We start from the raw sequence: 8,199 nt of genomic DNA on the forward strand, positions 1-8,199 counted from the left end.
CGGCCCGGCCTCAGGCGTTCGGGGCGCCCACCGGTTGCATGGACCGTGCCCTGGCCGTGATGAACTGGCGGATCCATCCGATGGTTTCTGGATGGTCGAGATGCAGGCCGTGGCGTGCTCCGGGGACCTTCACCAGGGTGGAACGGCGAATGTGTTGGTGCAGCAGGACGGCGTTCGGCAAGGGGGTCAGTGCATCGTCCGTGCCGTGCAGGATGAGCGTCGGGGCTTGGATGGACCCCAAATGGCGCCACGCATCGTGGCCGCGGCTGGCCCGGAAATGACGGGATTTGGCCCAGGCCGATGCCTTGGAGTCGAAAAAGGTGCGCACATCGTCAGGGTGCTCCCCTGCCCATTGCGGATCAAAAAACAGTGGCACCATCCGGTCCAGGTCTCCGCTCAACAGTGCATTCGTGGCGGCGGCATTGCCTTCTCCCCGGGCTCTCTTCCCTCCGCTCGTTGCCGCAAGGGACAGTGTTCGCACCCTTTGGGGGTTGTCGATCGCGAGCCATTGGGCGATCCGTCCGCCCATTGAGTGGCCATACACGTGTGCGGCGTCGACGCCAGCGGCTTGGAGTATGGCGGCCGCATCGGCTGCGAGCAACCTCGTTGTGTAGCGGTCCGCGCTGCCTTTGCCGCTGTCGCCAATCCCTCGGTGGTCATAGCGGAGGACACGGAAATGATGCGCCAGGGCCTGGGCGGCGGGTCCCCACCCGGCCATGCCTGTTGCCTGGCCGGCAATCAGGAGCAGGGGCTCCCCCTCGCCGGCTTCGGCCCACGCCAGCTCGGCACCGTCAGGGGCCAGGGCAATCTTCACCTGCACACTGTACACAGCGGTGTTCCCTCACCGCTGTGGTGCAGCACGCTGGGGGCTACGTTGCGAAGCCGCGCCGCGCCCGCTCACGATTTTGTCAGCGGGGCGCGGCGCCGGGACGGACGCTACTTAGCGCTTGACGGCGTCGAGCTTGAGCATCTTGGCGATGACGCCGTCCAGCTCGGAGTCGTCGAAGATCTTCTTCCAGTCGTCCTTGATGATGGTGTCCTTGCCGTACTGGATGGCGATTTCGCAGGCCTCGGAGAACGGGTTGGAGCCGCGCAGGGCGTTGGTCAGGGCGATCTGCACGTGGCCGAACAGCATGGCCTTGGCGGCCTCCTCCGGAACGCCGCAGGTGTTGACCGTCTCGTGCAGGGCTTCGTTGAGCAGGGTGCCAATCATGCAGGCCACCGTCTCAACGAGAGTGGGCTCGAGGATGGCGAGCTGCTTGACGGTGACCCAGTGGACGTCGATCACGGGGGCGTAGATGGTGCGGATGACGGTCTCGGCGGAATCGCGGGTTGCTGCCGGGGTGTCCTCGTCGATCGCGGCCACGACGTTCTGCGGGGCGCCCTGGCCGCCGAAAGTGTCGGCCCACTCTTCCTTGGTGGTGCGCTCCAGGAACACGGACGGGTGGCACGGGTGGGCCACGGCCTGGACGACGTCGTCGCGCTTGGCCAGCAGGCCGGCGTACGCGGCGGCCGGGTCCAGGGTGAGCAGGATGGCGCCGGACTTCATCTGCGGCACCACACCCTGGGACACGACGCCCAGGACGGTGTCCGGAACGGCGAGGATCACGACGTCGGCGTCCTTGATGGCGTCCTCGGTGCTGCTGATCTCGCGTCCTTCGGCGCGGACGCGTTCCTGCCCGGCGGGGGAGTTCTCGCTGTAGAAGACGGTGTGGGCGGCGCTCTTCTGGAGGTTGGCTGAAACACGCAGCCCCATTTTGCCTCCGGCTCCGATGACGGCGACGGTCAAGTTTTCTGCGGACATTTCATTTGCTCCTTAGGAAATCGAGGCTTTGCTGGGTCCACTGGTTTTCGAGGCGGATGGTGTCCGCCTCGGAGTCCTGCCACGGCAGCCAGTGTTCGACGATCTGGTTGATGTTTCTTTCTTTGGGCTGAATCTTTCCGGCCATGTAGTCATAGTCGAGAAGGCCTTCGCCGAGCGGTGCGCCGGAGTATGTGAATCCGACCCACCCCTCCTTGCGGCTGAACGCAAAGTCTTTGATGTGCATGTTCAGGACATAGGGCGCGACGGCGTCAATCACCTCGCGGGGCAGCTCCAGCGCCGCCACGGTGTTGGCGGGATCGCTGCAGATCCCCAGGTAGGGGCTGTCCACGCCGCGGATGACCTCCAGGATCCGGGAAGTGGGGACCTGTTCGTACGTTTCGACGGCGATCTTCACCCCGGCCGCCTCGAACTCCGGCAGCACTTCCTTGAAGGTGGCCACCGCTTCCTCGGCAGTGGGTGTGTGCCCGGGAACGTTGAACATGGTCCGCAGCAGCGGCGCGCCCAGGATGCCGGCGATGTGCAGGAACTTCCGCAGGTGGTCCGGCCGGATGCCCTTGGTGCCCAGCTCGAGCGCGATGCCCAGCGAGTCCGCCGTGGCCCGCACTGAAGCCAGCTCCGCATCCGACATGGCCTCCAGCGGCGCGTAGTCGCAGATCTGGAACAGATTCACGCCCAGCGCCGCGGTCTTCTCCAGTGCCTGATGGATGGTGAGGGGTTCGGAGACCCATTCAGAGAGCTGCCAGAAGAACGCGTAGCTGCTGAGTCCGATAGTGGAACTCATGCCCTTCCTCCCGCGGGGGAAAGCAGGCCGAGCCGTTCGGCTGCCTCGTCCAGGATGTCCCGTAGCGCCGCCGGGTCGTGCGCGAACCTGCCCAGGAACAGGCCTGCGACGGCGGAGTCCAGCTGGCTGATCAGGCCGGGGCCGGCGCTGCCGCCGTAGATAACCCGGCTGTCCGCCTGTCCGGGTAGGGCGCGCAGGTGCGCGTCCAGCCCGGCAATGACGGCGCTGATGAACGACGGCGACGCCGGTTCCGGGGCGCCGATGGCCCACTGCGGCTCATAGGCCACGATGGTCCGGCCGGCGGGCCCGAGCGACTGAGCCCGGTTCAGCGCGGCATCGATCTCGGCGGTGCACCGGCTGATGGCCTCTTCCACCGAGCCCCGCTGCAGCTCGCCGACGCAGAGGACAGGGGTGAGGCCGTTGCGGTAGGCGGCGGCCGTCTTGAGCCCGATGACCCTGTCATCCTCGCCGAAGATCCGGCGGCGCTCGGCGTGGCCGACCTCCGCGTACCTGCCGCCGAGCTCGGCCACCGTCTTGCCGCCGACCTCGCCCGTAAAGGCGCCCTCGTCCTCCCAGAAAATGTCCTGGGCGCCGGCAGCCGCCCCGGCAGTCCCGAGGATGCGGGCCGCTTCGGGCAGGACCGGAACGATGGGCAGGACGAACAGCTCTATGTCGCCGCTCTGCACCGCAGGGTGCGCCAACGCGATCGTCGCCACCTCGCGGCAGTACTCAAGCGTGCGTCCGTAGCCGAAGTACATCTTCAGGCTGACGCCGATGATTGCCCTCGGTTTTGTTGCGGTCTTAGCAGGAAGTGACACCCTCGTAGTCCTTAATCAGGGTGACCTTCTCGGCCGAGGCGGAGCTTTCGTCAAAGGTGTAGGTGAGCCATTCGCGGGCGAGCCGGCGGGCCAGTTCGAGGCCGACGACGCGCTGGCCGAAGGTGAGGACCTGGGCGTTGTTGCTCAGCACGGACCGTTCCACCGAGAAGGAGTCGTGCGCGGTGACGGCGCGGACGCCGGGAACCTTGTTCGCGGCGATGGCCACGCCGAGTCCCGTGCCGCAGACCAGCAGGGCGCGGTCGGCCATGCCGGCGGCGATCAGCTCGGCTGCGGCGATGGCCACGGACGGGTACGGGGTGTGGCTGGTGGCGTCGACTCCGACGTCGGTCACGGATTCGACCAGGTCGGAGGCCTCCAGGTCAGCTTTCAGGGCTTCCTTGTATTCGAAGCCGGCGTCGTCGGCTCCGATGACCAGGCGCAGTTTGGCGCTCATGCGTTCTCCTTGATGGTTGTTTCCGTGAGGGTGTGGTGGATTGCTCGGACGATCAGCGCCATTGACACGGCACCGGCGTCGGGGGTGCCCAGGCTCTTCTCGGCGTGTGGCCGGGCGCGGCCCATGAGGGGCAGCAGCTGGGCGGTGTCCTCGGCTGCCTGCTGCGCCACGGTGGCGGCGGCGCCCCAGGCGTCGGTGAGGGACTGCCCCGCGTCCACGCCGGCGGCGAGGGCGTCGCGGAACGGGACCAGGACGTCCACCAGGGTCTTGTCGCCGGGCTTGGCCTTGCCGAAGTCCATGATCGCGGCCGCCGCGCCGGCCACTCCGGCGGCGACAGCGCCGGCGTCGGGCGCTTGCTGTCACCGATGGCGTCGCCGACCGCGCGGAGGGCCATGCCCCAGAGCGCGCCGGAGGTCCCGCCGGCCTTGTCGGCCCAGGCGTCTGCGGCGAAGTGCAGTGTGGTGGCGGCCCCGGCGCCGCGAGCGACAGCGTCACGTGCGGCGTCGACGGCGGCGCGGACGCCGCGTTCCATGCCGATGCCGTGGTCGCCGTCGCCGGCGATCGCATCGATGCGGCCGAGCTCGTCGGCGTTGGCGTCCACCACGTCCTTCGCGGCGCCGAGCGCGGCGAGGATCCGGACGGCGCCGGCGCGGGACTCCGCGGTGGCGTCCGGGATGGAAAGTTCGACGTCGGCCAGCTCGCTGTTGTCTGTGCATCCGGCACTGGCGTCCAGCGCCGCCGCGGTGACGGCGCCGCGGCGGAAGGCCGGGGCGTCGGCGGGTGCGTTCCAGAGGGTCTCGAGTTCGTCGTCGAGCCAGAACAGGGTCAGGGAGGTGCCGGCCATGTCGAAGCTGGTCACGAGTTCGCCGACCTGCGGGTCCACGGCTTCCAGGCCGGCTTCGGCCAGGAGCTGGGCGACGCGGCGGTAGACGACGAAGAGCTCTTCGTACTTGATGCTGCCCAGGCCGTTGAGAATGGGGACCACGCGGGCGCCGGCTGCATCTCCTCCGGTGGAGATGCCTTCGGGGATTTCGGTGAGGAGCTTGGCAACCAGCAGTTCGGCGAGCTCGTCCGCCGTCGGAATGTCTGTTTCGTTGATGCCTGGTTCGCCGTGGATGCCCATGCCCACGGCCATCCGGCCCTCGGGGACGGAAAACAGCGGGTGGTCCGCGCCAGGCAGGGTGCAGCCGCTGAACGCGACGCCGAAGGAACGGGTGCGGTCGTTGGCGCGCTCGGCGATTTCCACCGTGGCGTCCATCGGGTAGCCGGCCTCGGCGGCTGCGGCGGCCACCTTGAAAACGGTCAGGTCGCCGGCGATGCCGCGGCGCTTGGCCCGCTCGGCCAGCGGGGCGGAGGAGACGTCGTCGGTGACGGCGATGCTGCGGCAGTCGATGCCTTCCTTGCGGAGCCGGTTCTCGGCCTGGGTGAAGTGCAGGACGTCGCCGGCGTAGTTGCCGTAGCCGAGCAGCACGCCGCCGCCGTTGTTGGCGGCCTTGGCCACGTTGTAGACCTGCTGCGCGGAGGGGGAGGCGAAAAGGTTGCCCATCGCGGCGCCGTGCGCCAGGCCCTGGCCCACCAGCCCGGCGAACGCCGGGTAATGGCCGGAACCGCCGCCGATCACCAGCGCCACCGTGTCCGGCGTGCTCTGCGTGTTGCGGACCACGCCGCCGGAGACGCGCTTCACCCAGCGGCCGTGGGAGGCGACAAAGCCCTCGATCATCTCGTCAGCGAAGGCTGCTGGTTCATTGAACAGGCGGGTCATGGGGAGCTCCTGGGCCTAACAGTGGAAATCGTGGGGACGCGGCGGTTGAAGCCGCGTCGGGGTGGTGGTGACCCAACTAACTGGCAGTTGTTGTCGTTATGGCCGTCCAAAACGACAACAACTGCGAGTTAGTTGGGCGAGCCCGCACTCAGGGCTCGGCGTGGTGTCCGGCCCCCGCAGGGTCCAGGGCCTCGGCCGGGATGCCTTCGCTGACCTTGCCGGAGCGGCTCAGCGCCACCATGAGGATGGAGGACAGGAGCATGAAGCCGCCGACGACGAACATCGGCACGGTGTAGCTGCCTGTGAGGTCCTTGAGCCAGCCGGTGATGTAGCCGGCGCTGAAGCCAGCCAGGTTGCCAACGGTGTTGATCAGCGCGATGCCCGCTGCGGCTGCTGCACCGGTGAGGAACTGGGTGGGGACGGTCCAGAAGTTGGGCAGTGCGGCGAAGATGGACATGGCCGTGATGGTGATGACGGCGATGGTGGCCGCCGGTGAACCGGCGAACAGTGCCAGCGGGATGCTGAGGGCGCCGGTCAGTGCCGGAAGGGCGATGTGCCAGGTCTTGACGCCGCGCTTGGTGGCGTCCTTGGACCAGAAGTACAGGGCAAACGCCGCAGGCAGGTACGGGACCGCGGTGATCAGGCCCTTCTGGAACACATCGAACTTGGCGCCGTAGATGCCTTCGAAGCCCGCGATGATGGTGGGCAGGAAGAAGCCGAGGGCGTACAGGCCGTAGATGAAGCCGAAGTAGATGGCGGAGAGCATCCAGACGCGGCCGTTGCCGAAGACGGTGCGGACGCTGACGTGCTTGTTGCTGGCGGCGGTTTCCTTCTTTTCCTTCTCCAGGGCGCCGGTCAGCCAGGTCTTTTCCTCCTGCGTCAGCCACTTGGCCTTCGCGGGGGAATCAGCCAGGTAGAACCAGGCGATGACGCCAATGATGATGGCGGGGAGTGCGACGCCGAAGAACATGACACGCCAGCCGGCGAGTCCGAAGAGTCCGTGCTGCTGGATGAGGAGGCCGGCCAGCGGGGCACCGATCACGGTGGTCAGCGGCTGGGCCAAGTAGAACAGGGCAAGGATCTTGCTGCGGTGCCGGGACGGGACCCAGAGGCTGAGGAAGAGGATGGCACCGGGGAAGAAGCCGGCCTCGGCCACGCCCAGGATGAAGCGGAGGATGTAGAGCTGATCCACATTGCCCACCCAGGTGAACAGCAGGGAGACGATGCCCCAACTGACCATGATGCGGGCCAGCCAGCGGCGGGCTCCGAACTTGTGCAACGCCAGGTTGCTGGGGACCTCGAGCAGGATGTAGCCGATGAAGAAGACGCCGGACGCGAAGCCGAACTGCGCTGCCGAGAGGGCGAGGTCGGTGTTCATGCCGTTGGGGCCTGCGAAGGAGATGGCCGTCCGGTCCAGGTAGTTGATGAAGAACATCAAAGCGACGAACGGCACCAGCCGGATCGCCACTTTCCTGATTGCGGATTTTTCGACCACCGATTGTGTGGTGTCCACATTGACTCCTAGATGTTGATGTCCCGGCCGCGTCCTGCACTGGAGGCGTGGGGCTGGTCTCACTGCCGTCCACCGGCAGAGGACCGGCAGTGGCTAAAGCGTGTGATATCAACCATAGGTCGTGGGGCGCAAATTGGTCAACCGGTTGACGTATTTTCTTTTTCAATCACCCGCGCAAGAAAGTCTCCGGCCGGTTGCTACGCTTTGGGGGTGTCCGAAAATTCCGCAGCCGCGACGGCTAAGATCAGTGCCGCCCTCGGTTCAATGGAACAGGGGTCCGTTGTTTCCGAAGTGGCGGAGCGCCTGCTGGCCTTCTTCACCAGCGGCGACATCCCCGTCGGGACCCGGCTGCCGGCCGAACGCCAGCTTGCGGCCTCCCTCGGAGTCGGCCGGTCCGCGGTGCGCGAAGCCCTGGCGGCGTTGGAGATCCTGGGCATCGTGATTGTCCGGCCCGGTTCCGGAACCTATCTGCGTGACGGCATTTCCGAGCTGCTGCCGCGCACGCTCAGCTGGGGCCTGATGCTGGGGGCACCCCGGACGCGCGAACTCGTGGAGCTCAGGAGCGGCCTGGAAGTGCAGGCCGCCCAGCTGGCAGCGGAGCGCATTGACGACGACGCCCTGGGCCGCATGCGCGCCAACCTCCAGACCATGGAGGACAACCTCGAGAACCTGGCCGCCTTCGTGGAGGCGGATGCGGCGTTCCACCGCGAAATTGCGGTCAGTTCGGGCAATCAGGTGCTCCGGGAACTGCTCCAAAGCATCCGCTCACTGTTGCGCATCTGGGTGGACCGCGCGCTCACCGACGAGGGCCACGCCGCCGCCGCCCTGAAGGAGCACCGCGAGATCTTCAACGCCCTGGAGGCACGCGACCCCGCCGCCGTCACGGAAACGATGCGATCGCACATGGCCACGGCATCCCGGCGGCTGCTCGCCGGCTTCGACGCCGCTCAATAGACGGCGCAGCACACTAGCAAGCGATCCGCTGCGCAGCTTCGATCGAAGCTGCGCAGGCGACGTGCCGGGCCTAGTGTAGCGTGTCGTTGATT

Annotated in this window: 7 protein-coding genes and 1 pseudogene; 1 reads left to right on the plus strand and 7 read right to left on the minus strand. The window is 67.2% G+C overall.

Annotated features, from left to right (window positions below; genetic code table 11):
* Positions 1-10 precede the first annotated feature (10 nt).
* The 7 genes and pseudogenes from J7I89_RS10475 to J7I89_RS10505 form a co-directional block, all read right to left on the minus strand.
* Positions 11-814, minus strand: coding sequence for an alpha/beta hydrolase (locus J7I89_RS10475; protein ID WP_308159864.1), 804 nt, complete (start codon positions 812-814; stop codon positions 11-13).
* A gap of 126 nt (positions 815-940) precedes the next feature.
* Positions 941-1,804 carry a phosphogluconate dehydrogenase C-terminal domain-containing protein gene (locus J7I89_RS10480; protein ID WP_214969748.1) on the minus strand — a complete coding sequence of 288 codons (864 nt, stop codon included), beginning with the start codon at positions 1,802-1,804 and terminating at the stop codon, positions 941-943.
* 1 nt (position 1,805) lies between these two features.
* Positions 1,806-2,606, minus strand: a complete 801-nt coding sequence (locus J7I89_RS10485) for a sugar phosphate isomerase/epimerase (RefSeq protein ID WP_214969749.1) — start codon at positions 2,604-2,606, stop codon at positions 1,806-1,808.
* Positions 2,603-3,424 carry a triose-phosphate isomerase family protein gene (locus J7I89_RS10490; protein WP_214969750.1) on the minus strand — a complete coding sequence of 274 codons (822 nt, stop codon included), beginning with the start codon at positions 3,422-3,424 and terminating at the stop codon, positions 2,603-2,605. Before J7I89_RS10490 ends, J7I89_RS10485 begins: the two co-directional genes overlap by 4 nt.
* On the minus strand, positions 3,408-3,878 hold the full coding sequence (locus J7I89_RS10495) for a ribose-5-phosphate isomerase (protein ID WP_214969751.1): 471 nt from the start codon (positions 3,876-3,878) through the stop codon (positions 3,408-3,410). The genes J7I89_RS10490 and J7I89_RS10495 overlap by 17 nt, the downstream gene beginning before the upstream one ends.
* Positions 3,875-5,640: pseudogene (locus tag J7I89_RS10500) on the minus strand (dihydroxyacetone kinase family protein). The gene J7I89_RS10495 and the pseudogene J7I89_RS10500 overlap by 4 nt, the downstream one beginning before the upstream one ends.
* A gap of 148 nt (positions 5,641-5,788) precedes the next feature.
* A complete protein-coding gene (locus tag J7I89_RS10505) occupies positions 5,789-7,153 on the minus strand; it encodes an MFS transporter (protein WP_214969752.1) in 1,365 nt (454 codons plus the stop codon).
* Positions 7,154-7,363: 210 nt separating this feature from the next.
* Here J7I89_RS10505 and J7I89_RS10510 point away from each other — a divergent pair, with 210 nt between their 5' ends.
* On the plus strand, positions 7,364-8,107 hold the full coding sequence (locus J7I89_RS10510; protein WP_214969753.1) for a FadR/GntR family transcriptional regulator: 744 nt from the start codon (positions 7,364-7,366) through the stop codon (positions 8,105-8,107).
* The last annotated feature ends 92 nt before the right edge of the window (positions 8,108-8,199 follow it).

The organism is Arthrobacter sp. ISL-5, assembly GCF_018613835.1.
GTDB lineage: Bacteria > Actinomycetota > Actinomycetes > Actinomycetales > Micrococcaceae > Arthrobacter.

Coding starts and splice junctions, on each gene's coding strand:
- J7I89_RS10480 (WP_214969748.1), bottom strand. CDS start 1,804: ATGTCCGCAGAAAACTTGACCGTCGCCGTCATCGGAGCCGGAGGCAAA.
- J7I89_RS10485 (WP_214969749.1), bottom strand. CDS start 2,606: ATGAGTTCCACTATCGGACTCAGCAGCTACGCGTTCTTCTGGCAGCTC.
- J7I89_RS10495 (WP_214969751.1), bottom strand. CDS start 3,878: ATGAGCGCCAAACTGCGCCTGGTCATCGGAGCCGACGACGCCGGCTTC.